Source organism: Exiguobacterium sp. s157 (assembly GCF_018618205.1).
GTDB lineage: Bacteria > Bacillota > Bacilli > Exiguobacteriales > Exiguobacteriaceae > Exiguobacterium > Exiguobacterium chiriqhucha.
In genome coordinates this window covers 192,270-217,756 of record NZ_JACSLQ010000002.1, presented here as the reverse complement: position 1 = coordinate 217,756, position 25,487 = coordinate 192,270, and the positions used below count along the sequence as shown (strand labels likewise).

Here is a 25,487-nt window from a genome sequence, read left to right as displayed (position 1 = left end):
CCTCCTCGTCTTGTCTATATATGAATTCGTGCTCTCTCGTCATTTCCCTGTACGCAAAAAAAGACAGGGAACGTCCCTGTCTTCGATTAACTCATTTTATAGACGCGCCCCTCGAACGGCTTCAAGTGGACGAGTGTCGTCTCATCATGCGGCTCGAGCGGCATATTTTGCAAGACGACGTCTTCCGAGCGAAGCGTGAGCTCCGTCGCAAAGATGGCTTCTTTGCCCGTCAAGTTCGTCATGACGAGGTATTGCGAGTCACCGAGCGTGCGCGTGTACGCGTAAATCTCCGGGTGTTCCGGCAAGACGATGTCATACGTCCCGTAAACAAACGTCTCGTCTTGCTTGCGAAGACGAATCATCTCTTTATAGAAATTGAGAATCGAGTCGTCGTCTTCGAGCTGGGCGTCGACGTTGATGTCCGTGTAGTTCGGGTTGATGCCGAACCAAGGCGTCTCGGCGAACGTGAAGCCCGCGTTCGGGGCATCGCTCCACTGCATCGGTGTGCGCGTGTTATCACGTGACGAGTTCCACGTGATGTCCATCATCTCCTCATGGCTCTTGCCATGTTCGAGACCGATGTAATAGCGGTTTCGTGTCGCGATATCATCGTACTGGTCGATCGAGTCGAACTTCACGTTCGTCATGCCGATCTCTTGGCCTTGATAGATGAACGGCGTCCCTTGCATGAGGAAATACATCATCGCAATCGATTTCGCGCTCTCTTTCCAATAGCGCTCGTCATCACCCCATGACGACACGGTCCGTGTCTGATCGTGGTTCTCGACATAGAGGGCGTTCCAGCCGTCTTCTTCGAGACCTTTTTGCCATTTCGTCAGGACGTTCTTCAAATGGACGACGTCGAGCTTCGACTCGGCGTCTTCGCGCCAAAGACCCATGTGTTCGAATTGGAACACCATGTTCATCTTGCCTTCCTTCTCGCCGACCCAAAGGTGAGCGTCGTCAGGCGACACGCCGTTCGCTTCCCCGACCGTCATGATGTCGTGCTTGTTGAACGTCTCGTCGCGAAGCTCTTCCAAATAACCGTGAATCCCATCGACGTTCATGTGCATCTCGAACGATGGCACGAAGTCGAGGCCTTCTGGGTTCGGCAAATCGCCGAACGATGGATGTTTGCGGATGTGGCTGATTGCATCGACACGGAAGCCGTCGATGCCTTTGTCGAGCCACCAGTTGATCATGTTATAGATCGTCTGGCGCATCTCGGCGTTCTCCCAGTTCAGGTCCGGTTGTTTCTTCGAGAAGACGTGCAAGAAATATTGCTCCGTCGTCTCATCGAACTCCCAGGCCGACCCGCCAAAGATTGACTCCCAGTTGTTCGGTTTCGAGCCGTCGGGTTTGCCGTCACGCCAAATGTACCAGTCACGCTTCGGATTGTCTTTCGAGCTCTTCGATTCGATGAACCATGGGTGCTCGTCCGACGTATGGTTGACGACGAGGTCGAGCAACAACTTCATGCCGCGTGCATGGACTTCCGTCAACAGTCGATCGAAGTCTTCCATCGATCCGAACTCGTCCATGATGTCCTGATAGTCGCTAATGTCATAGCCGTTGTCATCATTCGGCGACTTATACATCGGACAAATCCAGATGACGTCGACGCCGAGGTCTTTCAAATAGTCGAGCTTATCGATGATGCCTTGGATGTCGCCGATTCCATCGCCGTTCGCATCGTAGAAGCTGCGCGGGTAGATTTGATAAGCGACGGCTTCTTTCCACCAGTTTCGTTTCAGTGTTTTCGTTTGTGTGTGTTGGTCACGTTGTAAAAGTTGCATGTCTCAATGATACTCCCTTATCCCTAAACTCACTGCGCATCCTATATACTAATATCAGTGCTGTTCTCTCTATATCGCATTAGCGCAATCGTTTGCACGATGCACTACGTTTATCTTAACAAAAATTCGAAATCAATACAAAGAGTGTTTCAACAGCTTACTCACCGTGTACCCTACACGAATTTGAAATGAAATGAAAGTGAGGCGACTTATATGATTCGTTTGGCCACACAGGCCGATCTTTCGGCAATCGATCAACTAATTTTACAGAAAGCCCAAGCTTTTCAGGCAGCCGGAAAAACGCAATGGGTGAAATATTTGGAACCGAGCCGGACCGATTTTGTGACTCATGACGTCACGAACGGGACCGTGTATGTATATGAAACAAATGGAACCATCACCGGGTCGGTCAGTTTGATTCCGCCGACGGCTTGGGATGAGAATTTATGGGACGATTCCCGGGGGGCCGTCTATTTACATCGGCTCGTCGTCGACGACCGAATGAAAGGCCAACAAATCGGCGAACAGCTGATGCGTCATGCACTCGCAGCAACGTCGGACCGGATTCGCCTCGACTGCGTCGCCACGAACTCTTTTTTGAACGCCTATTATCCCCGCTTCGGCTTCCGGTACATCGGCGAACGGGATGGTTTTTCTTTGTTTGAAAAAGAGGCTTGACCTTGACGCGACGTCAACGTGTACGCTGAATCCAAGGAGGTGAGGACATGTATACGATTCAACAGCTCGCCACGCTCGCTGGCACGACCACACGGACGCTACGGCACTATGATGCGGTCGGTCTGCTTGTTGCCGAGCGTGACGCCAACGGGTATCGCCGTTACTCGTCACATGACGCCGAGCGTTTACAGTCGATTCTGCTATATCGCTCGCTCGACTTTCCACTCGAGACGATTCAGGCGTTGCTCGAAGCCGAACCGTTCGATCGGACCCGTGCCCTCGAGGAGCAGGTGACCGCCCTGCGCGCGAAGGCCGCCTATTTCGCGACACTCGCCGAGACGGCGGAATCGACGCTCACCTCACTTAGAGGAGGAATTTCAATGGAAGACAAATCGTTGTTCAACGGCCTGTCGTTTGACGAACTGAAAGCCCATGAAGCGAAACACGAACCCGAGGTCGTGGAGCGTTGGGGCGAGAGCGAGGCGTACAAGACGTCACGTACGCGCGCCGACAAGCGCTCGAAAGAAGACTGGGAAGCTCTCAGTCAACAGCAAGTCGATCTCGTCAAACCGCTCGTCGACTTGTTCACGGCCGGTGTCCCGGTCGAAGACCCACGTGTCCAAGCGGCCGTCCAGGCGAACCACATGTTCATCAACGACCAGTTCTATGACTGCTCGCTCGACATGTTCAGCGGACTCGGACAGATGTACGTCATGGACGAGCGTTTCACCGCGTTTTATGACAGGTACGCCCCAGGACTTGCCGTCTACTATAATGACGCCATCCAACACTATTGCATCACCCAAAGCTAAACGGCCAAAGCATCGCGCTTTGGCCGTTATTTCGCCGTTCGGCGGTCATAGACATCTTCCTTTAACAGCAACTCGATTTGCCGTCTCAGGAGCGGGAGCGCTGTCGTGAGCTGTAAATACGGGTACGTGGCAAAGTTATCCGTCCCACCGATATAGAGCACGGCCCGGTCGACCACAGACCAGCCCCGCTCGGTCCACTGTTCGATTCGTGCCTCACAGACGTCCGGTTTGGCCCGAAACGCCCAGTATGCCTCAATCTGCCCTTCGGCGATCGTCGGTTTGACCGTCAGCACCGGACAATCGAATCGAGCGAGGACACTCGGGTCAATCGGTCCCGTCTCATGGGTGACGATCAGTTGTGGGTCGAGACGATCGAGCCACATCGTCGTCTTCGCATCGTTTAACGAAGTGACTCGCAGGATGTGATGGAACGGAATCGGCTCGTCGTTCAACGGATAGCGACCTTTCAATTCTCGAATCCGGGCCCGGCTGGATACGCGCATGAGAGGCGCCATCGACCGGACATAAGCGTGTGTCAGCCAATGGTTGAGCGATTCGGGTCGATGCTCGCTCGGACCATCTTCTCGAATCACATGGGTCACCCCTAGATTGCGAATCGCCTGATAGACGTAGGCGGATGTGCGATGTTCCCCGACAAGTAACACGATTGGTCGGCCCATGGCGTTTCCCTCCTTCCATTTTCCTAAAACAACGCTCATCCGTGACGCTCCTGCGTCGAGACGACGACCGGGCGGCACCGGTCAGCCACTTCTTCCATCGATAAACTTTCGAATTGGTATGTCTGGTGGAGCTTCTCATAATGAGCGACGATTTCGCTCAACATCGCCATATTTTCCGATAAGTGCTTCCCGAAGTTATGCGGGTGCCACCAGAGATGGAACACTTGTCCGGTCTTGGCCGCATGCGTCATGCTGCGCTTGATACGACGCAATTTGAGACGGTCGAGGAAGCGGAGCGCCGACACGTACGGACGGAGGAAGCGGCTCGAAGGCACGTTATACGGAGACGACTGTCGAATGGATTCCCATGAGACGGTGTGATGCCCGGTCAAGTTCACGTAGGCGTCCAACAGTCGAAGGGCCCGTCGGCCTAACCCCTCATCCCCTCTCGCATCGGCCCGATAAATGTAATGGGTCTCATTGCCCCGATAGACATCGATTCCGACTTCTTGAGCTGCCTTGAAATGCGCCGGACTCGATTGATTACGTGGATAGACGATACTTTGAATCGGGACATCCCGCCGCGCCGCCACACGCTTCGCCGCCTCAAGGTCGGCCTTGAACGCCTCGATGGTCACACCTTCCTCGAGACAAGAGAGATGACAATACGTATGAGTTCCAATCGTTTGGCCAGGGGTAGCGATGATTTGATCGACGAGTGACTTACCGAAGTGATACGGATCGGTCGCCTCGTCCGCCCCGACGTGCTGCATCCAGTTGTACGAAGAATATTCGGGATGACGGTACGCCGGCTGAATCGTCGGCAAGTCTTTCAACAGTTCCGCTTTCGTCTCATAGAACAGGAAGCCGACGGTCGCCCACGTCACATGAATCTGATGCGCGGCGAACAAGTCGAGCAGGCTTGGAACGACTTGCCGTACCCCGAGTAGATTCTCGCCATACGCCTCGATCGTCGTGCCGTCAAACGTGCCCCAGTTCAATTCGAAATCTAACGAGATGACAAATGCTCCGTTCATCGCGATTCCTCCTCCATGTTCACTTCTTTCCATCACACGACTCACGAAGCTCCAACTCGGCGAGTGCCCGTTTCCAAGAGCCATACCGCCGCGATATTTTGGCAACACTCGGTCGTTTATGTTGTTTGGCCCATTTCTGATACGTGACGGCGTTGAATGGGACCACGACCCGGCTTGCTTCGAGTAACGATTGGACGATTTCTGCTTTTTCACGTTCTGGTTGGACGGTAAAATGGAGTTCTTCTAAACGCTCAACCGTTTTCACGGCCAGACTCCAAGACCCGAAGTGGGAAATAATATCACCTAGGGAAGGGGCAACTTGACCTTTGGCCCACTGTTGATAGTGGGTGCTCGTCAATCTCCCTTCCTGTTCAAGTGCGAGCCGAAGCGCAGCGATGAGTTCTTGTTGGGTATACTGTTTGCGGGATTCGACGAGCCCGGCCGCTTTTAACGCGCCGGTCCATGACCCATAAAAATTGAGAACGTCGAGGAACGTCGGGACGTCTCGGTCTCGGCTCCAGAGCTGATATTGTTTGACAGTGAGGGTCGGAGTCAGAGATGCAGCGGCTCGAAGCGACTGGATAATCTCTGCTTCCCGGTTCATCGTTCGTCCTCCTCAGACACTTTGTTCGGTCACGATTGTACGTGTATCGAGTACCGTCTGGATGACTTGCTGTTGTTCTCCGAGCGTCAAATCAGATCCCGACGGAAGACAGATGCCGTTTTCGAAGAGTCGGCGACTGACGTCTTCTCCGTCGACCGACACGTATTCCGCATCGCGGTAAACGGGCTGTAAGTGCATCGGCTTCCAGACGGGACGCGATTCAATCCCGGCCGTGGCGAGCCGCTGCATCAATGTGTCACGATGCAAGTCGGTTTGGTCCAATTGCATGGCCGTGAGCCAACGGTTGGCCCGTGAATATGGGACCTCTTGTTGATACGTCGTCCCAAGTTGCCGGAACATGCGCTCGTAGCGGGAAAAGACGCGACGTCTCGCTTGGACGCGCTGTTCAATCACTTCGAGCTGTCCCCGACCAATACCGGCCGAGACATTGCTCAATCGATAGTTGTACCCGACTTGTTCATGCTCATAATGCGGCGCGTCTTCCCGGGCTTGCGTGGCCAACTTGAGCGCTAACTGTTTCGTTTCCGCATTCGGCACCATGAGCATGCCGCCGCCTGAGGTCGTGATGATTTTGTTGCCGTTGAACGAATAGAAGCCGATGTCGCCGATCGTGCCCGTCATCTGCCCGTGCCATGTCGAACCTAGTGATTCGGCCGCATCTTCAATCAACGGGACACCATACTCGCGGCAAATGTGGCGAATCTCACCTATTTTCGCGACGACGCCATAGAGATGCACGACGATGACTGCTTTCGGAAGTTTCCCTTTCGTCGCCGCTTGGACGAACGCTTTCCGGAGCGCGTCCGGCGACATGTTCCACGTCGTCGTTTCCGAATCGATAAAGACCGGGATCGCCCCGACATAACGGATCGGGTTGACCGATGCCACGAACGTGAGCGATTGACAGAAGACTGTGTCATTCGTCCCGACACCGAGAGTAAGTAGCGCTAAATGGAGGGCGGCCGTGCCCGAACTTGTCGCCAAGGCGTGAGGATGGTCCGCATATGCAGCCACTTCCGCTTCAAACGCATTGACGTTCGGGCCGAGCGGCGCAATCCAATTGCTTGCGAACGCCTCTTCGATATAAGCCATCTCACGTCCGGACATATGCGGCTTTGATAATAAGATGTTCATTTGATGCCCTCCTTCATCATGTTTTTATACGAGATATACCAGTCGACGACTTGCTCGAGCCCTTCAAATAGCGATGTACTCGGGCTGAAACCGACTAAGGTATCGAGCGTCGGAATGTTCGACTGCCGGAGCACGGATGTTCGCATCGGCAACGACGTCTTGGCTGATTTGTTGAGGATGTGCCCGATATCGGACAGTAACGTTTGAACGGTCACGTAGTCCGAGGCTGGAATTTGAAAGTAGCCGACGGGCGACAGTCCCGTTTGAACCAAACGCAATAGCCGAACGACCGACTCGACGACGTCATCGATATAGGAGACGTTGATGATGTCCGTCGCATAATAACCGGAAAGACGGACGCCGCGATCGACCGCGACAATCGCTTTGGACACGAGTGTCGAGGCGTCATCCCAAGGTCCGAAGACGTCTTCCGTGAATAAGTGGATGGCAGGATCTTCTTCGCTCACTTCCTTTACCGGGAGGTCGAACGTGATGAACGACTCGAGCGAGACTCGTGTCGTATGCAGCGCGATATACCGCTTCATCAACTCATATCGTTCGAGCGGGTCGTCGACGGTACGGGTCGAACATAAGATGATGTGGCTTGGTTCATGTCGCTTCAAGATGCTGCGCATGACCGTCTTGTTCGCGAGTGTCGTACGAATCAACTGAAACTGCGGGTGCGTCAGGACGTAGAGACGTTGTTTGGCAATTCTCGTCTTATGCCGCCCTTCATCGTCGATTCCGACGACGTCAAACCCTTCCTGTAACAGTCGACGTGCCAGATGGAATCCTTGAAAGCTGGCGACGCCGACGATGAGCACTGTTTGATCGACCATCGTTCTCCCCTCCTCGCTCGTAGTGGCGTTCAGTTCCCATCGGCGAGACGTGATGCGGCGATATGAGGACGCATCCGTTTCACCCCGTGTGTGAACAGCCGTTCGACGTCTCGATCGAGGTCGTCGCTGTTGGCGATGAACAGCAACAGATACATCAACGCGTCACGGTCATCACGGAACGTTTCAATCAAATGCAAGACGGAGGAGACGGTCTTGAACGGCCGGGTCCGACCGACAAAGATTTTTGGGAAGACGTTCGCTTCCGGACCGAGCTCACTTTCGTCCAGCAGTTCTTCGTATAACTTCTCACCAGGACGAATCCCGGTGACCTCGATTCCAATCTGGTCGGTCGTGAAACCGCTCAACTCGATCATTTTCTTCGCCAAATCGATGATTTTGACCGGAGCACCCATATCGAGCACGAACACTTCACCACCTCGCGATAAGACGCTCGCTTGAATGACGAGACGACTCGCTTCCGGGATGGTCATGAAGTAACGGGTCATCTCGGGATCGGTGACGGTGATCGGACCTCCGCGTAGAATTTGTTCTTTAAACAGCGGGACGACCGAGCCACGGCTGCCGAGGACGTTACCGAAGCGGACGACCGCAAAAATCGTATCACTGGAACGAGCTTTCTCTTGGACGACCATTTCGGCGATTCGTTTCGTCGAACCCATCACGTTCGTCGGATTGACCGCCTTGTCCGTCGAGATCATGATGAAGCGATTCACTTTGTGACGGGCCGCGACGTCGACCATATGTTTCGTCCCGTAAATGTTGTTTTTAACGGCTTCGAGCGGATTGTCTTCCATGAGTGGAACGTGTTTGTGGGCAGCGGCGTGATAGACGATGTCCGGTTTATACATCCGGAACACTTCTTCAAGCCGGGCCTCATCCTGCACATCACCGATGACGGGATAAAGCACCGTGTCCGTCCCGAGTTCGCGCAGCTCTCGTTCAATCAAGTAAATACTGTTCTCGCCGTGACCGAGGAGAATCATTTCAGCCGGGGCGAATTTGATGAGCTGACGGCACAGTTCCGAACCGATGGATCCGCCGGCACCTGTGACGAGTACCGTCGCTCCTTCCACATGACTAGAAATTCCAGATATGTCCAACTGGACCGGTTCTCGGCCTAGCAAGTCTTCGATTTTCACTTCGCGGATTTCACTGATGGACACCTTCCCGGTCGCGAGCTCCGAGATCATCGGTAACGCATGGGACTCAGCACCCGTCTTCTCAATCCGTTTGAGCAAGGCAAGGCGTCGCGCATAGGACAGGCTTGGGATGGCCAAAATCACGACTTCAATCCCGTGCTCTTGGATGATGCGCTCTAAATCGTCCGTCACCCCGAGCACTGGAACACCGTGCACGTAAAGCGACTGTAGGTGTGGGTTGTCATCGAGTAGACCGACTACGCAGAGGACGGTCGTCCGATGTTCTTTCAACTCACGGACAATCAACTGGCCCGAATCACCAGCCCCGATGATGAGCGCTTTTCGTCCGGGATGATTGGAGTGCGGTTTGAACACATCGAATACGTGGTTGCGGGCCAAGAATCGCGTGAACAAAATCAAGTTGAAGGCGAGCAACCCTTGGACAGCGATGATCATGCCGAGCCCTGCCCCGAAGTGGAACTGGTTGTAGGCGTACAACACCAAGTCACTGCTCAGTAAGGCGATAGCGACTTGTTTCATCTCATGGACCGAAGCGTAACGCCAGTCGATACGATGGATTTTTAACACCGTCCCGACGAGACTGAAACTGATGATTTTGATACCGACCATCATCAACATTTCGCTCGATTCGAGCGCCGCGTACGACGTAATCGTCGAGAACAGCAATTCAAACGTCGCATAGAGCACAAATGAGACGATCAAGATGTCGAGACATAAGAACAGCAAATTCCGTTGATTCTTCCGATACACGTTCACAAGTGTTGCCATGGTAGTTCGCACCTCCAAGAGTCTGAGTTGTTCGTTCGTGGTGTGGGTTGGAATGCGCAAAAGATGCGTCGATGCTAGTAAACTACCCGACTCTTCTCGACAAATTTAAAGATAAAACAAGCTTTTTCTCATGAACGACACGGATGGCAACAAAGGAGTTCACGAAATTATTATCATGATTTCTTTCACATAATGAATAATTGTCGGACAAACGGGAAATGGGAATATACATAACCCGAATTGGGTATCGTTTACATTATTTTGCATCTCATCAAAACAGAGCATAAGGAGGTAAAAATCGATTTCAAGCATTCTTTTTGACTAGCTCGTTGACTCTTCCAACCAATACAAGCTGTTCATTCACACCAAGAGACCTTCCGAGACGCTCGCTGCGTCTCCCTCCAAAGGAGAGACACCAAGATGAAAAAATGGACACGCCCTCAAATCGTACAAGCATTGCAGTTAGCTGCTCAAGAACATGCCGAGCTCGATTCGAAACGGTACAGTGTTTGGTCGCAAACCAAAAACGTGCCGTCCCTTTCCACCGTCATCCACCAGTTCGGGTCTTGGCGCGAGGCACTCGTCGCCGCCCAAATTCAAATGTCGTTCCATTACTATTCCGATGAAGATATCCTTCGGGCATTGAATCAAGCCGCCGAAGAACTTTCGCTCTTCACGAGCCAAACGTATCGGGAGTGGTCGAAAGTGACCCGTTCCCCGTCGCTCACGTTAATCAGCAGCCGGTTCGGCTCTTGGTCGAACGCGCTCCGGGAAGCGAAACTTCAGACGACCGCGGCGAAAAATAATGAAGAACGGATTATTCAAGCGTTGATTGAAGCGTCAGAGGAACTCGAGCGTCTCACATCCCAGCATTACGCCATCTGGGCCCAAGAGCGCGGCTATCCAACGGTCGCGACGATTGCGCGGAAGTACGGATCGTGGAGCTACGCCTTGTTCGTCCTCGATATCGCCCCACCGAAGCGGAAATGGGATGAAGAAGATGTTATCGAGGCGCTTCGGGTCGCCAGACAAGAGTTGTCTCACTTCAGCATCCTCCATTATCGGAAATGGGCCGAAGGACGAAATGTGCCGAGCACATCGACCATCAACGCCTTATTCGGCAGTTGGACGGCGGCGTTAAAATGTATGGAAGAACAAAAAGTGAATCAATAAAAACAGGCCCGGTCTCCTCGTGAGAACGGGCCTGTTTTCAGGTGACGATTGAAATGAATAGCGGGATGCCGACGAGCAGATTGAACGGGAACGTGACGGCGAGGGCGAGCGTCAAATAAAACGACGGCTCCGCTTCTGGTACCGACGCCTGGAGCATGGCCGGGGCGGCGATATACGACCCACTCGCGGCGAGCGTCATGAAGAGAATCGTCCCCCCGTCCGACAGTCCGGCCATCCCGGCCGCGATGTAACCGATGACGGCCCCGACGAGAGGAAACGTCATGCCAATGACTAAAAACTTGAGGCCATAGGACGGCACCGCCTTCAACTGATGACCGACCTTGACGCCCAGGCTGAGCAGGAACAAGAGCAAGACGCCCGGGAACAAGTCGATGAAAAACGGTTCGAGCGCCGATGTATCCGGTGTGACGATTCCGACGACGAGACCGGCCAACAACAGCAGAATGCTCTTCGAAAGCAGACTGTCGCGGATGACCGTGAGCGATTGAGTCGGGGCCGCCGTAATCCCGAGGACACGGCTCTGATTGTAGAGCAACAGCGCGACGACGAGACCCGGAATCTCGAGCACGACGACGAGCGTCGTCATGAACGGTTCATAGACGATACCAAGACGTTCGAGCTGGGCCGTCGCGGCGACATATGTCACGAGCGAGACCGAGCCGAACGTGGCCGCCATGGCGATCCGTTCCGGGAACGTGAATTTGAGTAGCGAGCCGATTCCAAAGGCGACGAGCGGCAAGATGATGCCGACGACGAGCGTCACTGCCAGTGGGAGTGCCAACTCGTCCATCGACACCGAGGCGAGACCGATTCCCCCTTTCAACCCGATGGCGAGCAGTAAGTACAAGTTGAGCGTGATGCTGAGCGACTCCGGGATTCGTAAATTCGATTTTCCGAGAGCGGCAATCACACCGGTCACGAATAGGAGCACCGGGGCGCTCGTCAATAAAAACGTCAATAGTTCCATACATTTCCTCCTAGACGACAAAAGCGCACACCAAAGAAAGGTGTGCGCTGCATGCCGACGGCTCGAACACGTTCGCTCCGTCTAGCCGACAACTGTCGGATGTGTAGTTAGTCAGCTCCGGGTCAGGACGACGGGGATGTCTCGCGGACACCACCAATCCTGAACCGTCTCTGCTTCTAGTGTAAAAACGTCGTCACGGCTTGTCAATCCCATTCTCCCACGGCGCATCGAGGCGAAAGACGATAAGGCGTTCCCCTGTCTTCGTGCTGATGTCCGTGTGGAGCGAGACGAGTCGCCGCCCGAGTACGTCGTGCACGATGGCCTCGAGCTGAGGCCGACCGGATTCGACGAGGTTGTTGCGGTACTTCTTCAATTGCTCGCGTCCGGCCGATTTGGCGGCCAGTTCGTACTCGGCCGGGGTCAAGACGCCTTGGAGCGTCACGATCGCCAGGTCGCGGAGCAAATCTGCTTTACACGTCAAGGAACCGCGTCCGAGATACTCTTTCTCCCATTGGGTGATGCGAGCACTCAGCTCCATCTCGAGCTGACCTTTTTTCGGCATCGTTACTTCACGAACCCGATCATCATCTCGCGAAGAATCTTCGCGGCGGCGATGGCCGTCATGTCCGACTGATCGTACGCCGGTGACACTTCGACGAGGTCGGCCCCGATGACGTCGACGTCAGCGTTCGCGATGGCGTGGACCGCTTCAAGCAATTCTTTCGTCGTGATGCCACCGATCTCTTGCGTTCCCGTTCCCGGTGCAGCCGATGGGTCGAGGACGTCGATGTCGATCGTGACGTACACTTTCTTCCCGGCGAGCGTCGGCAACACGCGTTTGAGCGGTTCGATCACTTCATATTTATACATGTTATAGCCGACTTCTTTGACCCAGTCGAACTCTTCTTTCATCCCAGAACGAATTCCGAACGAGTAACAGTTCGATGGCCCAATTAAGTTGGCCGCTTTTTTGAGCGGTGTCGAGTGCGACAACGGCTCGCCTTCGTATTCGTCACGGAGGTCCGTGTGCGCATCGAAGTGAAGAATGACGAAATCGTCGCCGTATGCATCGTGCATCGCCTTGATGACCGGCCAAGTGACGAGGTGTTCCCCACCCATACCGAGCGGGAACTTGCCTGCTTGGATGACGTCCTTGACGAATGACTCGATCATGTCGAGCGACTTTTGTGCGTTCCCGAACGGAAGCGGGATGTCACCGGCGTCATAGACGGCGGCTTCACTCAAGTCCCCATCCAAGTACGGGCTGTACTCTTCAAGCCCGATTGAGACTTCACGGATCCGGTTCGGGCCGAAACGTGAACCCGGACGGAAACTGACCGTCCAGTCCATCGGCATCCCGTAAAGGACCGTCTTCGCGTCTGCGACTTCTGGCAGGCTCGCGATGAACACTTTGCCTGAATAGGCTTCATCGAAACGTTTAATCATTTCGTCAAGTCCTCCACGAATTTAGGCAGGACGAAGGCCGCATTGTGAAGCTTCGGCGTGTAGTACTTCGTCTCGATGTCATGGAAACGCTCCGGAGCCACTGCTTCCGGATCATACTGCTTCGAACCGATTGTGAACGTCCACATGCCGCTCGGGTACGTCGGTACGTTCGCAGTGTAGAGCTTCGTGATCGGGAAGATTTCTTTCACGTCACGTTGGACTGTCTGGATGAGCTCTGGCGTGAACCATGGGTTGTCCGTCTGCGCGACGAAGATTCCATCGGCTTTGAGCGCTCTCGAGATTCCGGCGTAGAATCCTTTCGTGAACAAGTTGGCCGCTGGGCCGACTGGTTCTGTCGAGTCGACCATGATGACGTCGTACTCGTTCTCAGACTCAGCGATATGCATGAAGCCGTCGCCGACGATGACTTCAACGCGTGGGTTGTCGAGTTCGCCTGCGATGTTTGGTAAGTATTTCTTCGAATATTCAATGACTTTCCCGTCGATGTCGACGAGAACTGCTTTTTCGACTGATGGGTGTTTCATAATCTCACGGATGACGCCGCCGTCTCCGCCGCCGACTACGAGCACATGCTTCGGATTCGGGTGCGTAAAGAGTGGGACGTGAGCCACCATCTCGTGATAGACGAATTCGTCCTTATCCGTCGTCATGACCATTCCGTCAAGTAACAACATTGTTCCGAACTCGTCCGTTTCGACCATTTCTAGTCGTTGAAACTCCGTTTGTTCGCTCTCATAAACGTGGTTTACACGGAACGTGATTCCGTAATCTTCTGTCTGGTGCTCCGTAAACCATAATTTTAATTTTTGGTCCATCGATAGAACCCCTTTCTGATTAAAAAGTTGTTCGTATGCGAGTGGCGTTTTGAGGCGCTTCTTATTCATACGATAGGAAGTATACAAAAACTACCCGCAATTTGCACGATTTTTTTATTTATTTGTCCTACCATGTGAGTTTTATGTGAGTTTTATCCGATAAACTAAATAGAACCAACTTTATCTCTTGGAAAGGAGGAATGTACATGTGGTCTCCCTGTACCGCCTGCTCCACGAACATCCCGTTCTTTGAGCGCGGCCTTGTCGTCGTCAACGACACGTTCCATCCGTATGAATCGTTAGATGAATTAAGCGCACACCTCTCTACCGTCGAGGAGGACGTCTATTGCGTCGATCAAGTGACGAAACGTCAAACCGCAATCATCTCGGCGAGTAACCTACTCGAACAAATCGCCAACCGTGATACGATCGAACTCATTCAACACGGTGAATTCGAGAGCCATCTGCAACCAATCGTCCATCTCGATACCGGTGAACGATTCGGTTACGAAGCGTTACTCCGCAGTCGCAATAACGTCTCTCCCGGAGAACTGTTCCGCGCGGCCAACCGTTTCGGCCTGCATTCCAAGCTTGACCAGCGCGCTCGCGCCGAGGCGATTAAAGCGACCTATCATGCCGTCGCCCCGCACGAAAAGACGTTCATCAACTTCTTGCCGTCGACGATTTATAACCCGGACTATTGTCTTCAACACACGTTCGAGATTATCGATCAATACGGGCTTAGTCCCGACCGTTTCATCTTTGAAGTCGTCGAGACGGAGAAAGTGCAAGACGTGGCCCACTTGCAGCACGTGTTCTCTACATATAAGAAGCGCGGCATGAAAGTCGCCCTCGACGATGTCGGGGCCGGCTTCTCGACGCTCAATATGTTGAAACGCCTCGAACCAGACTATGTCAAAATCGACCGGTCGTACATCTCGTTTTGCGATCAAGACGCCGAAAAACGGACATTCTTGAAAAATGTACGTCAATTGACCAAATCGATGGACATCACGATTCTGGCCGAAGGCATCGAACGCGCCGAAGAAGTCGACGTCTGTCGTGAACTCGGATTCGACCTCGCCCAAGGCTATTACTTTGGCAAACCGTCCCCGTATTCGCTTTGACGCAACGAAGGCCTAGAGCATCCGCTCTAGGCCGTTTTTTTAATCGTCTTCTTCTTCATCCATATCTTCTTGCATTTCTGTATCTTCATTGTTCATCGGTTCTTCGTCTGCTCCCCCGCAAGCCCCGAGAATGATGCCTGTCGCCAAGAGCGACGCGGCCAATGCACCTTTCTTCTTCATCGCTAACACCCCTTTTAAGTTGTGTCGTACAGTTACGATAATTCCCTTCGCCCATATCGTGAAACGTAATTTTAGATTAACAATGTGTAAACGGTGGAATGAATTCAGTGATGACAACTGAACAGAAAGAAGGTGTACGTGTTGAAACGACGCGTCTGGCAACTCCTCACCATGATTGTACTCGGCCTCCTCCTTCTCCTCGTCCTCTACTCCGTGGACGGATTGATCCCATTCCTGATTGGTCTCGCGATCGTGGCGCCGCTCCTCGTCGGCTGGCATATTTTATTCGACCAGGTTCAACCGCAGGCCAAGCTCGCTTGGCTACTCGCCGTCCTGTTCATCCCGTTCCTCGGCGCCCTCGCCTGGGTACTATTCGGACGGACACCGCGACGCCACCGTCGGATTAAACGGACTTCGACCGAGATTCGTATGTTCCGCCAAGCGATTGAAGAGGAACGCGTCGAGACGTCCAATGACGTATCCGATTGTTATCCGCTCACGCGCACGCTCGAAAAACTCGGGGCGACCGGCGCGGACGGCCACACGTCGACGAAACTACTCGTCAATGGCGAGGAAAAATTCGATGCAGTGATTAAAGATATCGAGCAAGCGACCCATCATATCCACGTCCAGTATTATCTGTTCCGGACCGATGAAATCTCGCTCAAGATTCGTGACGCTCTCATCAAGCGATCCAACGAGAACGTCACCGTCCGCTTCTTGTATGACGGCCTCGGCAGTCAAGAGATTAGCGAAGTGTTTCTCGAACCACTCCGCGAGTCCCGTGTCCACGTCGAGGCGTTCGACCCGGTCGTCCACCCGCTCCTCGTCTTTAATGCCAACTTCCGCAATCATCAGAAGTTGATCGTCATCGATGGACGAATCGCTTACACGGGTGGCCTGAACGTCGGAGATGAATATTTGGGCAAACATAAAAAGCTCGGATTTTGGCGCGATACCCATCTGCGTCTCGAAGGGCCGCTCGTCCGGGAATTGCAGCGCCTGTTCGTCGAGAATTGGCTGTATGCCGGTCATGAGGAAGACAAAGAGACGTGGGACTTGTTTGCCGACAGCAAACACTTACCGGAATACTTTATCGATGAGCCGCAACAAGAAAACGGGGCGACGCAACTGCTCGTCACATCACCAGGGAAAGATGTGACGATTCGAGACGGGCTCATGGCTCTGTTGATGCAGGCGAAAGAATCGATTTGGATGACGACCCCTTACTTGATTCCGCCTCCCGAAATGCTCGCGCTGTTAGAAGTCGCCGGCAAGCGAGGCATCGACGTCCGAATCGTCGTCCCCGGAAAAGGAGACGAATGGTTCAGTTTCCATGCGACCGAGTATTATTTTGAGCAATTGCTCAAACGGAACATCCGGATTTATAAATACAATCGTCATTTTATCCACGCAAAAACCGTCCTCATCGATGGCAAGATTGCGCTCGTCGGGACGGCTAACTTTGATTTTCGGAGCATGTATTTGAACCATGAGATGACCATCGCCCAGTTCGAGACGTCATCCATTCAAGAGTTGCACGAAGCGTTCTTGAACGACTTCGATGAATCGATTCTCGTCGACTGGTCGATGATGCGTAAGAAATCGAACGGCAAACGCTTCGTCGAAGCGTTCTGTCATATCTTCTCGCCGCTTCTCTGAGACAAACGCCACACGGCGTACAGCACGGCGAGAACGGCGACGAGAACGAGTTGCCACCCGCTCGCCACGGTCAGGACGGCCGTGACGGCAAGCGCCTCAATCAATAGCGCCGGGACTTTTCCAATCGTGCTCGCTACAGCGAACGAGGGGAGCGACATCCTGCTGAAGGCGGCCGACAGCGTGACGAGACCAGACGGCACGAACGGTAACAGCCGGAGCCCGAGGACGAGGAACCAAGCCTCGACCCCTTCGGCTTCACGGAGACGCCGCAGCCGCTTTCCGTCCGGTGATGTGTAGCGATGGAGTGCCTGCCGATACAGGATAAAGCTGAGCACGGCGCCGACGGCCTCACCGACGATGGAGACGGCGACCCCTGGTCCAAATCCTAGCAGTTGAACGTTCAGTGCCGTCAAAAAGGCGCTCGGCAACACGCCCGCGATGGCGATGATGCTGTTTAAGATGATGCTGACCACGACAAACAGCGGAATCGGCAGAACTTCCCATTCCATGTATGAAAACCTCACTTCATTTGAAAAGGCTGGCCCGGTATGAACCGGGTCAGCCTTTAGGTTATTTTGCGTCCACTTCATCCCACGAGTCTTCGTCGACTGCAGGAAGATGTTTCTCTTCGAGTTTCGAGACGACGACCGCACACGCGGCGTCACCTGTAATGTTGACCGACGTCCGGAGCATATCGAGGATCCGGTCGACACCGATGATCAGGGCAATCCCTTCGACCGGTAAGTTGACTGATTGTAAGACGAGCGCGAGCATGACAAGTCCGACACCTGGTACGCCCGCCGTCCCGATTGAGGCGAGTACCGCTGTGATGACGACCGTTGCGAGCTCCGTGATTGTCAAATCAGCATTAAACACTTGCGCGATGAAAATCGTTGCGACCCCTTGCATGATGGCTGTTCCGTCCATGTTGACCGTCGCACCGAGCGGTTGGACGAACGACGAAATCGAGCGCGGGACACCGAGTTTCGTTTGAGCCACTTCCATCGACACGGGGAGCGTCGCGTTCGACGACGATGTCGAGAATGCGAACGTCATCGCCTCATAGAAGTTTTTAAAGAAGAAGACGGGATTCATTTTCCCGAGGATGGCAACTGCCCCCCCATAGATTAAAATTGAATGTAGTGCCAGTGTAAATACGACCGCAAACATGTACCATGCCATCGCTTGGACAGCCTCTAATCCAATGCCACCGATGGCTGAGGCGATCAAAGCGAACGCACCGTACGGCGCAAGTTTCATGACCAAATGAATCAAGTACATCATGATGCGGTCACCTTGTTTGACGAATCGGCGCCATGTGCGCGCTTTTTCACCGAGTGCGATCATCGCGAATCCGATGAGTGCCGCAAACACGATAATTTGAAGCATATTGCCTTCGGCAAGTGCTTGGACCGGGTTCGTTGGAATCATGTTGACGAACGTCTGCACGATATTCGACGATTCTTCCGAACCTGACGCATCAAACTCTAATCCCGTCGTCGGGAAATCTCCACGTTCTCCTGGTTGGATGACATAAGCGACACCCATCGCCAAGACGATGGCGAGCGCCGTCGTCGTCAAGAAGAAGAGCAATGATTTCGTTCCGACACGACCGAGTTCTTTCGGGTCACCGAGACCCATGACACCAAGAATGATCGAGAAGAAGACGATCGGGACGACTAACATTTTAATTAAGTTCAAAAATACGGTTCCGACTGGCGAGAGGACATACGTATTGGCCATATCATAAATATTGCCCGGTAATCCTGCTAATGCTAAACCGACGGCTACCCCCAACAGTAGCCCAATCATAATTTTCTTAGTTTCACTCATCGTGTCACCCTTTCTCTTTTACACAAGTGCGTTTAGTATAGCATAATGCTGAATATTCATACAATTACGGTGAAATCACAACATCATAACAAATTCATGTTCCCAAATCGGGGCACATGAAAACAAAAAAGATTGGAGACCGAAACGGTCCAATCTTTTCACTCGGCGCTCAAACGCTCAAGCTCGGTTTGAAGTTCGGTCGATTGTTCCCAGATTTCAGGACGATGTTCTTTCAAAAAGGCAGCGAGCACGTCGCGTGACGGTGCATCCATCATGTCAATCAAGATGCGGCCTTTGAGCGACTTGTCCATCTGGTTGACGTGATACGGCAACAGTTTATAGCCGCGCCGTGCCTCGAGGTCGATCGACATGTCACAAGCTGCGACACCGCCGTAATAGAATCCTTCTGGCTTTCGTCCGACCGTGACCCAGACGATCCAATACGGTTTTCCGTTCGGCACCGCTTCTGGATCCGTCAAAAATTTGATGCGTTTCTCGATCGCCGATTTGGCATGCATGGCCCCCATATCGATGACCGCGGTCCCCGCCTCGACATCGATGATGACGGGAGACATATTGTTCAAACTGAGCGAACCGACCCCAAAACCGCCGTGGCCATCGGTCGAATCGTCAGCGACGATGTTAAAATTAATCTCTTTCATGGCATTCCCTCCCTCTCTACTGTACACAAAGACGAGGGAATGTGGCAATCCGGAACGTCAGCACCACTCGATTCGAAACTTCGTGCCCGGTCCGATCGATTGGATGAGCGGCCGGTCTGCCTCGATGACGCGCCCAAGGACGTTGACCCGTTCGTCCGCCAATAAATCGCGTTTCGTCACTTGCAGCTCACCGGCATAGCGCCCGTATTTCGCATTATCGACCGTGATCGTTCCGAGCGGACGCGGTCTTGCTGCCATCGGCTCGAGCAAGCGGTCCCCCGGACGTCCATAGCCCCTCGATTCGACCGAGCGGACGACGTCACGTGCCGGGTCCATCCGGTTCGTCTGGACACGATAGAAGGCGGCCTCAATCGTCGTCTCCGCTTCGGCCCGAAGGACGAGCATTTTGTCGGCGTGTGAGGCGAACTGTTCAATCGTCTCATCAGTGAGTCCCGGGTCGCCGATTAAGATGCGATCGACCGAATCCATGAGGTCCATGTAGCAGGCGAACGTCGACAACAGGCGATGGTCCTCGAGCGTCGGCAGCCGTTCGAACAGCGGTCCTCGGAGTGTCCCGTCACCAGGGATGAACGCCTGGACGCTCAACCCTTGCCGCTTCAGCCAATCGTTCTTGGCATCGAACCAGTTACGATCGAGCCCCGTCTCCGGGCGCGGATAGAAGTTGTGCCACGCCTCGACGTTGTCCGTCACGAGGCCGTGTTGCTTCATCTCTATGAGTTCCGCTTCAGACAGCGTACTCGCGTTCAAGGCGACTGTCATTCGGGTCGACAAGTCGGCGACTTGTTTCGGCGTCACGCCGTAATCGACGCGCAGCCCCGTCACGCCCCAATCGAGAAGTGTATGGGCATCGTCCCACGTCTTGCCGAGCGCGGCGAGCGACGTCGGTGCGATATCCGCAAACAGTTCCATGTCGAGTTCTCGTGCGAGCGTCCCGAGGTCACGAAGCCGTTCCGTATACACCGACGTGTCGTCCTCGGGGATATGCAGTGACGTGAACATCGAGGTGAAGCCAATCTCGCGCATGCGTCCGACCCATATCTTGAACTGCGGTGTGAGCGGTTCGCTCAAATAAACCGATAATCCCTTCATCAGAAATTCCTCCTCATCAAATGAAAAGGCGACTCCAAAGAGCCGCCTCAGTTGTTAAATCCCGTCTGCCATTTCTTCTTTGAAGCCGAAGAAATATGTGAAGATGAAGCCAGCCGTATACGAAATGACAAGACCTGCGATGTACGTCAAGTACATGCCGTTATCGATGAGCGGCGTAAGCGAGAGACCCGAGACCCCAATCCCGAGTGCTGCCGTCTTCATCGTCGCTTGGAAGGCACCGCCGACCGCGGCCCCCATACAAGCCGTCAGGAACGGACGGCCAAGCGGGAGTGTGACCCCGTAAAGGAGCGGCTCGCCGATTCCAAGGAATCCGACCGGGATGGCCCCTTTGATGATGTTACGGAGACGTTGGTTGCGCGTCTTCACGAAAATCGCGAGCGCCGCCCCGACTTGTCCAGCCCCTGCCATCGCCAGGATTGGCAAGAGTGCCGTGTTACCGACCGTGTTCAAGAGTTCCAAGTGAATCGGTGTGAGTCCGTGGTGCAACCCGACCATGACGAGCGGAAGGAAGAATCCAGCAAGGACAGCCCCTGCTACCGGTCCACCGACTTCAAGCACGGCGTTCAATCCTTGCATGATCCCGTCTGACAAGATGCCTGCGACCGGCATGATCGCATAGAGCGCCGTGAAACCGACGACGAGGACCGTGAGAAGCGGTGTAAAGATGATATCGACCGCCGTCGGCATGAAGCGACGAACGTGTTTCTCGATGTACGTCATGAGCCAAGCGGCAAAGATGACCCCGAACAGTCCACCCCGCCCGACAACGAGCGGTTCCCCATAAATGGTGATGTCCGCGAGCACCGGGTTGAAGAGAATCCCCCCGGCGATGGCACCGAGTACCGGCGTCCCGCCGAACTCTTTGGCCGTGTTCCAACCGACGAGGATGGCGAGATACGCGAACACTGTGCTACCGAGCAATAAGAGGATTTGCATCCACGTTTCGGTCGGGTCAACGCCGGCGTTCTTCGCGAAGTTGGCTCCCCCGTTAATGATACCTGAAGCGACAAGCCCTGGAATGAGCGGAATAAAGATGTTCCCTAAGCGACGCAAGAAGCGCTTGAACGGCGACTTCTGTTTGTCTTTCACTTTTTGACGTTCGATGGCCGCCCGTTCGTCCGGCGTCAAATTCGCATCGACCGACTCTTCCCCGATGGCGAGCCCCGTCTCACGACTGAGATGGTCCGCCACGCGGTTGACCGTCCCCGGGCCAACGACGATTTGCAACGTCTCGTCATCGATGACACCCATGACACCATCGATTTGTTTCAATGCGGCGAGATCCGCTTTCGTCGGATCTTTGAGCGCTAAACGCACACGTGTCATACAGTGCGCGAGTTGACGAATGTTATCTTTCCCCCCGACATGCTCTAATATCGCATGTGCAAGAACCTCTTCTTTCTTCATCTCGAATCCCCCTTATAATGCGTCACGGACGAATCCGTTCGCACGCTCTAATCGCTCGACTGCCTCCGCATGCGGGACGTCGGCTAAAATCATGACAATCGCCGTCTTGACGTGACCACCGGATGAATCGAAATAACGCGCGGCCGTCTGTTCGTCGACCCCTGTCGCTTCCGCAATCATCCGTTTGGCCCGCACTTCCAACTTTTCGTTCGTCGGCTGCACGTCGACCATCAAGTTTTGATACACTTTCCCTACCCCAATCATCGACGCCGTCGAGATCATGTTGAGGACGAGTTTTTGCGCCGTCCCTGCTTTCAATCGGGTCGATCCGGTCAATACTTCTGGTCCCGTCTCGACTTCGATTTTGAACTCGGCGTGTTCGCTGATTTTTGAACCTTTGTTACACGATAGCGCGGCTGTCGTCGCGCCGACCTCGCGGGCGTAATCGAGTCCGCCGATGACGTACGGTGTCCGTCCGCTCGCGGCAATCCCGATGACGGTGTCGAACGCATTCAAGTGAAGCGCTTTCAAATCATTGACCGCCAAATCCTTGCTATCCTCTGCTCCCTCGACCGCTTTAATCAACGCCCGTTCGCCACCTGCGATAAGTCCGACGACCATGTCCGGTGACACGCCAAACGTCGGCACACATTCCGCCGCGTCTAAGATTCCGAGCCGTCCGCTCGTCCCTGCGCCGATGTAAATCAAACGTCCGCCTTGTTTGAAGGATGCGATGGCACGCTTCGTCACTTCGGCAATGACCGACAGTTCTTCTTGAATGACGTGTGGGACCGATTGATCTTCCTCATTCATCACTGCAAGGAACTCCTCGACCGCCATCTCGTCCAAGTGCATCGTTCGTTCATTTCGTCTTTCAGTAGCCAGTTTATCTAACATCGCCACCATCCTTTCTTCTCTCTAATTTTATTGTACTAACTTGAAATTAAAAGTCAAACTTATTTAAAAAAATAAGGAAATAAAATTTCATTGCAGGTCAGGCGTATACATGTAGATTTGTATACGTGTATACATCTATAGAAAAACGCCCGGCCCTATTGGACCGAGCGCTTTAGCTGATGACTTTTTTCAACACGTGGACGTGATCGCCGCGTGCCGTGATGGAATCTTTTTCATAGACGTAGCCTTGCCGTTCCCAAAAGCGGCGCGCCCGCTCATTGTGAGGTAACACCCCGAGTCGGAACACCGTCTGGAACGGACGCATATACGTCTGTTCGAGCTGTTCATACAATCGCGTCGCAATCCCGGTGCCGTGCAGCCGTTCATCGACGATGAACAGACCGAGCCAAAGCGAGCCGTCGACCGGGTGTTGCTTCAACAAGTCGGCGACGGCGATGACGTCCCCGTCCTCAAAGACGAGGCTGACGGTCTCCTCCGTCTCAAAATCGGCCACGTTTTCATCGCGGAACGTTTCGGGCGCCTGTCCGTTCAATTCCGCGAACGACCGTTGTTGTAAGAGGAACGCCGCCACCGCATCGCGCCACGTTGGGTCATAGACGTGAATCATCGGCGCAACTTCACCATCTCGTCACGTGCCTCGGCGTAGCGATCAATCAATCCCTCGCCTTTTCGGTGCAACAGCCCCATATAAAGTGTGTCGATAATCGTCAACTGTGTCATCCGTGAAGCGATGCTCGCAATCCGGAAATCACGTTCGACGCTCGGCGTGCATAGTCGGACATCCGCTTCTCGATAGAGCGGAGATTTATCGAGGTCCGTGATGGCGACGACCGGCACCCCTTTTTTCTTGGCGAAGCGGACGAGTTCGAGTACGTCTTTCGTCCGACCCGACGTACTGATGGCGACGAAAACGTCGTTCGGGCCGAGATGCGGAATGAGAGACAACATGTAATGGAAATCTTGCGATGTCTGGGCCGCATAGCCGAGCTTTGTGAATTTATATTGCGCGTCATAGGCGGCCGTCGACGAACCGCCGACCCCATAAAACACGACCCGGTTCGCTCGGGCGAACGTATCGATCGCATGCTCGAGCTCACGCTTGTCCATCGCCTCGGCACATGCCTCGATGGCCATTTTGTTCACATGGATGACTTTTTGAAACGAATCGTAAGGTGTGTCTTTCTGCTGCAACACGTTGAAATCGGTGAGCGTCGTCTCGGTGATCGCCAAGTCTTTGACGAGGGCGAGTTTGAACGCCTTGAAGCTATCGATTCCGACGACACGCGCAAAGCGAACGATACTCGCCTCGGACACGTCCGTCTTTTGAGCAAGCTCTTTCGTCGTCATATTCGGAACGAGCGTCGAGTGGGATAAAATATAGTCGGCGATTTTTTTCTCCACGGACGTCATCTCGCTTTTGGCGAATTCGATTTTTTTGAGTAAGGATTCCATCGGGTCATCCCCTTCCTACTTCTAGTTTCTGTTTCCATGATAGCGGATTCTTTCTGCACAAGCCAACTTGGACATGGAAAAAGGTCAAGCCATCGCTTGACCTCATGGTTATAAGTTTTTGGCGTTGAACGTATCGCCGCCTTGAATCGTCCCGTTTTGAAACCCTTTATCGAACCAACGTTTCCGTTGTTCGGACGTCCCGTGCGTGAACGAATCCGGTGTCACATAGCCGCGCGCCTGTTTCTGAAGGGTGTCATCCCCGATTTGGTGCGCCGCATTCATCGCTTCTTCGACGTCGCCAGCCTCGAGGTAACCCATCCCTTGAGCGTGGTGGGCCCAAACGCCTGCATAATAATCGGCCTGGAGTTCGAAGCGGACCAAATATTTGTTGAACTGTGTCTCACTCAGCTCGTTGCGGAGTGGCATAATCTCGTCCGTCGTGCCGAGCAACGTCTGGACGTGGTGACCGACCTCGTGGGCGACGACGTACGCCATCGCGAAGTCACCCGGTGCGTTAAACTGTTGACTCAGGTCATCATAGAAACTCAAATCGATATACAACTTCTGATCACCCGGACAGTAGAACGGTCCGACAGCCGATCCCGCAATCCCGCACGCCGATTCGACTTGATCTTTATAGATGACGAGCGTCGGCTCCCGATACGTCAATCCGTTCTCCGCAAAAATATCGGTCCACACTTCTTCGGTATCCCTTAGCACGACCGACACGAAGTCGGCCATCTCTTCTTCCCGCGCCGAGCCTTCATACGTTCCAGAGGACTGTTCCGGTTCCCCGAGTCCGATGTTGTTGACGATATCGCCCGGATTGCCCCCGTTGAGCAGTGTGAAGACGATGACCAAGATGAGACCAAAGCCCCCACCGATCCCTGCGATGCCTTTCCCTCCGACACGTTGCCCCCGTCGATCCTCGACGTTTCGACTTGCTTGTCTACCCTTCCATTTCATCCGCCTGTTCCTCCTACGACTAGTCTGTCTTGTTCCTTACCCCGTTTTCACATATTTCGCACCTGCATTTTTTATTTGTACCGTCCGCCCAATCGATTTTCTGCTTTCCACTTGCCTCACCTTTCACTAGAATGAAAGGGAACGAACTAAAAGGAG

26 protein-coding genes are annotated in these 25,487 nt (G+C 53.7%); 5 read left to right on the top strand and 21 right to left on the bottom strand.

Going from position 1 to position 25,487, the window contains the following annotated elements; translation table 11 throughout:
- Window positions 1-86 precede the first annotated feature (86 nt).
- Window positions 87-1,796, bottom strand: a complete 1,710-nt coding sequence (locus KNP67_RS04950) for a glycoside hydrolase family 13 protein (RefSeq protein ID WP_285800917.1) — start codon at window positions 1,794-1,796, stop codon at window positions 87-89.
- A gap of 213 nt (window positions 1,797-2,009) precedes the next feature.
- On the opposite strand from KNP67_RS04950, the gene KNP67_RS04945 reads away from it, so the two are divergent.
- On the top strand, window positions 2,010-2,474 hold the full coding sequence (locus KNP67_RS04945) for a GNAT family N-acetyltransferase (RefSeq protein WP_029594645.1): 465 nt from the start codon (window positions 2,010-2,012) through the stop codon (window positions 2,472-2,474).
- 47 nt (window positions 2,475-2,521) lie between these two features.
- Window positions 2,522-3,286 carry a MerR family transcriptional regulator gene (locus tag KNP67_RS04940; protein WP_029594644.1) on the top strand — a complete coding sequence of 255 codons (765 nt, stop codon included), beginning with the start codon at window positions 2,522-2,524 and terminating at the stop codon, window positions 3,284-3,286.
- A 26-nt stretch (window positions 3,287-3,312) separates the two neighbouring features.
- Here KNP67_RS04940 and KNP67_RS04935 read toward each other — a convergent pair whose 3' ends face one another.
- The 6 genes from KNP67_RS04935 to KNP67_RS04910 are packed head-to-tail and all read right to left on the bottom strand — an operon-like array spanning window position 3,313 to window position 9,550.
- Window positions 3,313-3,966: a hypothetical protein gene (locus tag KNP67_RS04935; protein ID WP_029594643.1), complete on the bottom strand. Its 654-nt coding sequence runs from the start codon at window positions 3,964-3,966 to the stop codon at window positions 3,313-3,315.
- Between the two features lie 35 nt (window positions 3,967-4,001).
- Complete coding sequence (locus KNP67_RS04930; protein WP_035385634.1) at window positions 4,002-5,003, bottom strand: polysaccharide deacetylase family protein; 1,002 nt, start codon at window positions 5,001-5,003, stop codon at window positions 4,002-4,004.
- Between the two features lie 19 nt (window positions 5,004-5,022).
- Entirely contained in the window at window positions 5,023-5,607 is a 585-nt protein-coding gene (locus tag KNP67_RS04925; RefSeq protein WP_021066075.1) for a hypothetical protein, read from the bottom strand.
- 12 nt (window positions 5,608-5,619) lie between these two features.
- Window positions 5,620-6,762, bottom strand: coding sequence for a DegT/DnrJ/EryC1/StrS family aminotransferase (locus tag KNP67_RS04920; protein WP_131471479.1), 1,143 nt, complete (start codon window positions 6,760-6,762; stop codon window positions 5,620-5,622).
- On the bottom strand, window positions 6,759-7,601 hold the full coding sequence (locus tag KNP67_RS04915; RefSeq protein ID WP_131471481.1) for an NAD-dependent epimerase/dehydratase family protein: 843 nt from the start codon (window positions 7,599-7,601) through the stop codon (window positions 6,759-6,761). The genes KNP67_RS04920 and KNP67_RS04915 overlap by 4 nt, the downstream gene beginning before the upstream one ends.
- 29 nt (window positions 7,602-7,630) lie before the next feature.
- Window positions 7,631-9,550, bottom strand: a complete 1,920-nt coding sequence (locus KNP67_RS04910; protein ID WP_131471483.1) for a polysaccharide biosynthesis protein — start codon at window positions 9,548-9,550, stop codon at window positions 7,631-7,633.
- A gap of 420 nt (window positions 9,551-9,970) precedes the next feature.
- Here KNP67_RS04910 and KNP67_RS04905 point away from each other — a divergent pair, with 420 nt between their 5' ends.
- A complete protein-coding gene (locus KNP67_RS04905; protein ID WP_021066071.1) occupies window positions 9,971-10,723 on the top strand; it encodes a homing endonuclease associated repeat-containing protein in 753 nt (250 codons plus the stop codon).
- Window positions 10,724-10,760: 37 nt separating this feature from the next.
- On the opposite strand, the gene KNP67_RS04900 is transcribed toward KNP67_RS04905, so the two are convergent.
- The 4 genes from KNP67_RS04900 to speE all read right to left on the bottom strand — a co-directional run bounded on the left by KNP67_RS04900 (window position 10,761) and on the right by speE (window position 13,993).
- Window positions 10,761-11,711, bottom strand: coding sequence for a sodium-dependent bicarbonate transport family permease (locus tag KNP67_RS04900; protein WP_029594638.1), 951 nt, complete (start codon window positions 11,709-11,711; stop codon window positions 10,761-10,763).
- Between the two features lie 193 nt (window positions 11,712-11,904).
- Window positions 11,905-12,273 (bottom strand): Na-translocating system protein MpsC family protein, encoded by a 369-nt coding sequence (locus KNP67_RS04895; protein ID WP_021066069.1) that lies wholly within the window; start codon window positions 12,271-12,273, stop codon window positions 11,905-11,907.
- Between the two features lie 2 nt (window positions 12,274-12,275).
- Entirely contained in the window at window positions 12,276-13,157 is an 882-nt protein-coding gene (gene speB, locus KNP67_RS04890) for an agmatinase (RefSeq protein ID WP_021066068.1), read from the bottom strand.
- Window positions 13,154-13,993, bottom strand: a complete 840-nt coding sequence (speE, locus tag KNP67_RS04885) for a polyamine aminopropyltransferase (protein ID WP_029594637.1) — start codon at window positions 13,991-13,993, stop codon at window positions 13,154-13,156. The genes speB and speE overlap by 4 nt, the downstream gene beginning before the upstream one ends.
- 206 nt (window positions 13,994-14,199) lie before the next feature.
- Here speE and KNP67_RS04880 point away from each other — a divergent pair, with 206 nt between their 5' ends.
- Window positions 14,200-15,120, top strand: a complete 921-nt coding sequence (locus KNP67_RS04880; protein WP_029594636.1) for an EAL domain-containing protein — start codon at window positions 14,200-14,202, stop codon at window positions 15,118-15,120.
- 39 nt (window positions 15,121-15,159) lie between these two features.
- Here KNP67_RS04880 and KNP67_RS04875 read toward each other — a convergent pair whose 3' ends face one another.
- Window positions 15,160-15,300: a hypothetical protein gene (locus KNP67_RS04875; RefSeq protein ID WP_021066065.1), complete on the bottom strand. Its 141-nt coding sequence runs from the start codon at window positions 15,298-15,300 to the stop codon at window positions 15,160-15,162.
- Between the two features lie 138 nt (window positions 15,301-15,438).
- Here KNP67_RS04875 and cls point away from each other — a divergent pair, with 138 nt between their 5' ends.
- On the top strand, window positions 15,439-16,962 hold the full coding sequence (cls, locus tag KNP67_RS04870) for a cardiolipin synthase (protein WP_241764564.1): 1,524 nt from the start codon (window positions 15,439-15,441) through the stop codon (window positions 16,960-16,962).
- Here cls and KNP67_RS04865 read toward each other — a convergent pair.
- From KNP67_RS04865 to ypfJ, 9 genes are all read right to left on the bottom strand, one after another.
- Window positions 16,938-17,471, bottom strand: a complete 534-nt coding sequence (locus KNP67_RS04865; protein ID WP_021066063.1) for a TVP38/TMEM64 family protein — start codon at window positions 17,469-17,471, stop codon at window positions 16,938-16,940. The genes cls and KNP67_RS04865 overlap by 25 nt on opposite strands.
- A gap of 61 nt (window positions 17,472-17,532) precedes the next feature.
- Window positions 17,533-18,795, bottom strand: a complete 1,263-nt coding sequence (locus KNP67_RS04860; RefSeq protein WP_131471485.1) for a dicarboxylate/amino acid:cation symporter — start codon at window positions 18,793-18,795, stop codon at window positions 17,533-17,535.
- A gap of 158 nt (window positions 18,796-18,953) precedes the next feature.
- Entirely contained in the window at window positions 18,954-19,457 is a 504-nt protein-coding gene (locus KNP67_RS04855) for a YwhD family protein (RefSeq protein WP_021066061.1), read from the bottom strand.
- Window positions 19,458-19,514: 57 nt separating this feature from the next.
- Entirely contained in the window at window positions 19,515-20,567 is a 1,053-nt protein-coding gene (locus KNP67_RS04850) for a DUF871 domain-containing protein (protein ID WP_131471487.1), read from the bottom strand.
- Window positions 20,568-20,621: 54 nt separating this feature from the next.
- A complete protein-coding gene (locus KNP67_RS04845) occupies window positions 20,622-21,995 on the bottom strand; it encodes a PTS transporter subunit EIIC (RefSeq protein ID WP_131471489.1) in 1,374 nt (457 codons plus the stop codon).
- A 12-nt stretch (window positions 21,996-22,007) separates the two neighbouring features.
- Window positions 22,008-22,901, bottom strand: coding sequence for an N-acetylmuramic acid 6-phosphate etherase (murQ, locus tag KNP67_RS04840; RefSeq protein WP_256442315.1), 894 nt, complete (start codon window positions 22,899-22,901; stop codon window positions 22,008-22,010).
- Window positions 22,902-23,064: 163 nt separating this feature from the next.
- Entirely contained in the window at window positions 23,065-23,520 is a 456-nt protein-coding gene (locus KNP67_RS04835) for a GNAT family N-acetyltransferase (RefSeq protein ID WP_214756093.1), read from the bottom strand.
- Window positions 23,517-24,365, bottom strand: a complete 849-nt coding sequence (locus KNP67_RS04830; protein ID WP_021066056.1) for a MurR/RpiR family transcriptional regulator — start codon at window positions 24,363-24,365, stop codon at window positions 23,517-23,519. Before KNP67_RS04830 ends, KNP67_RS04835 begins: the two co-directional genes overlap by 4 nt.
- A gap of 108 nt (window positions 24,366-24,473) precedes the next feature.
- Window positions 24,474-25,331: a KPN_02809 family neutral zinc metallopeptidase gene (gene ypfJ / locus KNP67_RS04825; protein ID WP_029594630.1), complete on the bottom strand. Its 858-nt coding sequence runs from the start codon at window positions 25,329-25,331 to the stop codon at window positions 24,474-24,476.
- Window positions 25,332-25,487: the final 156 nt, after the last annotated feature.

What these genes read in the sequence shown, in the direction of transcription:
- KNP67_RS04950 (WP_285800917.1), bottom strand. Translation starts at nt 1,796, where the DNA reads ATGCAACTTTTACAACGTGACCAACACACACAAACGAAAACACTGAAA.
- KNP67_RS04945 (WP_029594645.1), top strand. Translation starts at nt 2,010, where the DNA reads ATGATTCGTTTGGCCACACAGGCCGATCTTTCGGCAATCGATCAACTA.
- KNP67_RS04940 (WP_029594644.1), top strand. Translation starts at nt 2,522, where the DNA reads ATGTATACGATTCAACAGCTCGCCACGCTCGCTGGCACGACCACACGG.
- KNP67_RS04935 (WP_029594643.1), bottom strand. Translation starts at nt 3,966, where the DNA reads ATGGGCCGACCAATCGTGTTACTTGTCGGGGAACATCGCACATCCGCC.
- KNP67_RS04930 (WP_035385634.1), bottom strand. Translation starts at nt 5,003, where the DNA reads ATGAACGGAGCATTTGTCATCTCGTTAGATTTCGAATTGAACTGGGGC.
- KNP67_RS04925 (WP_021066075.1), bottom strand. Translation starts at nt 5,607, where the DNA reads ATGAACCGGGAAGCAGAGATTATCCAGTCGCTTCGAGCCGCTGCATCT.
- KNP67_RS04920 (WP_131471479.1), bottom strand. Translation starts at nt 6,762, where the DNA reads ATGAACATCTTATTATCAAAGCCGCATATGTCCGGACGTGAGATGGCT.
- KNP67_RS04915 (WP_131471481.1), bottom strand. Translation starts at nt 7,601, where the DNA reads ATGGTCGATCAAACAGTGCTCATCGTCGGCGTCGCCAGCTTTCAAGGA.
- KNP67_RS04910 (WP_131471483.1), bottom strand. Translation starts at nt 9,550, where the DNA reads ATGGCAACACTTGTGAACGTGTATCGGAAGAATCAACGGAATTTGCTG.
- KNP67_RS04905 (WP_021066071.1), top strand. Translation starts at nt 9,971, where the DNA reads ATGAAAAAATGGACACGCCCTCAAATCGTACAAGCATTGCAGTTAGCT.
- KNP67_RS04900 (WP_029594638.1), bottom strand. Translation starts at nt 11,711, where the DNA reads ATGGAACTATTGACGTTTTTATTGACGAGCGCCCCGGTGCTCCTATTC.
- KNP67_RS04895 (WP_021066069.1), bottom strand. Translation starts at nt 12,273, where the DNA reads ATGCCGAAAAAAGGTCAGCTCGAGATGGAGCTGAGTGCTCGCATCACC.
- speB (WP_021066068.1), bottom strand. Translation starts at nt 13,157, where the DNA reads ATGATTAAACGTTTCGATGAAGCCTATTCAGGCAAAGTGTTCATCGCG.
- speE (WP_029594637.1), bottom strand. Translation starts at nt 13,993, where the DNA reads ATGGACCAAAAATTAAAATTATGGTTTACGGAGCACCAGACAGAAGAT.
- KNP67_RS04880 (WP_029594636.1), top strand. Translation starts at nt 14,200, where the DNA reads ATGTGGTCTCCCTGTACCGCCTGCTCCACGAACATCCCGTTCTTTGAG.
- KNP67_RS04875 (WP_021066065.1), bottom strand. Translation starts at nt 15,300, where the DNA reads ATGAAGAAGAAAGGTGCATTGGCCGCGTCGCTCTTGGCGACAGGCATC.
- KNP67_RS04865 (WP_021066063.1), bottom strand. Translation starts at nt 17,471, where the DNA reads ATGGAATGGGAAGTTCTGCCGATTCCGCTGTTTGTCGTGGTCAGCATC.
- KNP67_RS04860 (WP_131471485.1), bottom strand. Translation starts at nt 18,795, where the DNA reads ATGAGTGAAACTAAGAAAATTATGATTGGGCTACTGTTGGGGGTAGCC.
- KNP67_RS04855 (WP_021066061.1), bottom strand. Translation starts at nt 19,457, where the DNA reads ATGAAAGAGATTAATTTTAACATCGTCGCTGACGATTCGACCGATGGC.
- KNP67_RS04850 (WP_131471487.1), bottom strand. Translation starts at nt 20,567, where the DNA reads ATGAAGGGATTATCGGTTTATTTGAGCGAACCGCTCACACCGCAGTTC.
- KNP67_RS04845 (WP_131471489.1), bottom strand. Translation starts at nt 21,995, where the DNA reads ATGAAGAAAGAAGAGGTTCTTGCACATGCGATATTAGAGCATGTCGGG.
- murQ (WP_256442315.1), bottom strand. Translation starts at nt 22,901, where the DNA reads ATGGTGGCGATGTTAGATAAACTGGCTACTGAAAGACGAAATGAACGA.
- KNP67_RS04835 (WP_214756093.1), bottom strand. Translation starts at nt 23,520, where the DNA reads ATGATTCACGTCTATGACCCAACGTGGCGCGATGCGGTGGCGGCGTTC.
- KNP67_RS04830 (WP_021066056.1), bottom strand. Translation starts at nt 24,365, where the DNA reads ATGGAATCCTTACTCAAAAAAATCGAATTCGCCAAAAGCGAGATGACG.
- ypfJ (WP_029594630.1), bottom strand. Translation starts at nt 25,331, where the DNA reads ATGAAATGGAAGGGTAGACAAGCAAGTCGAAACGTCGAGGATCGACGG.